This is a genomic window from Okeania hirsuta (genome assembly GCF_003838195.1).
GTDB lineage: Bacteria > Cyanobacteriota > Cyanobacteriia > Cyanobacteriales > Microcoleaceae > Okeania > Okeania hirsuta.
In genome coordinates this window covers 1-549 of record NZ_RCBY01000703.1, presented here as the reverse complement: position 1 = coordinate 549, position 549 = coordinate 1, and the positions used below count along the sequence as shown (strand labels likewise).

Annotated in this window: 1 protein-coding gene; it reads left to right on the top strand. The window is 41.0% G+C overall.

What is annotated here, in order from left to right:
• The first annotated feature begins 168 nt into the window (after positions 1-168).
• Positions 169-468 (top strand): DUF2103 domain-containing protein, encoded by a 300-nt coding sequence (locus tag D5R40_RS33770; protein ID WP_124144238.1) that lies wholly within the window; start codon positions 169-171, stop codon positions 466-468.
• The last annotated feature ends 81 nt before the right edge of the window (positions 469-549 follow it).

Genomic DNA, 549 nt, shown 5'->3' with positions numbered 1-549 from the left:
ACACTTCCCACACTTCCCACACTTCCCACACTTCCCACACTTCCCACACTTCCCACACTCTATCTACCATTACTATGCACCACAACCAAATTATGTATCGGGCCATTTTTTTTTGCCTCTAGTCTCTCCCTTTCAGTAGACTGAGGATATACAGATGGAGAAAGTCCTATGAAAAAATCATCAAAATCTAAAGGTCGTCTAGTTTGGAATCATTCTACTCATATTGAAGGGTTGATTCCTATTTTAGAGAAATTAACTCAACGTCAGGGTATTGAAACTGTTACTCCAGGAGTTATCAGCAGGTCCAAAAGTCATATTCCCCACATGAAGTTAAAAGTTTCAGTGCCTATTAGAGGTGGTTTTAAACTTATTGCTAGACAAGGAAAAACTGTTCAAGAAGTGTTTATGTTAACTAGCTTAACTCAAGAAGATTTAGAGGAGGCGATCGCTTATGTCTTAACTAAATAGAGTTTGCTTTTCAGTAGTGGGGGAGCGGGGGAGTGTGGGAAGTGTGGGAAGTGTGGGAAGTGTGGGAAGTGTGGGAAGTGT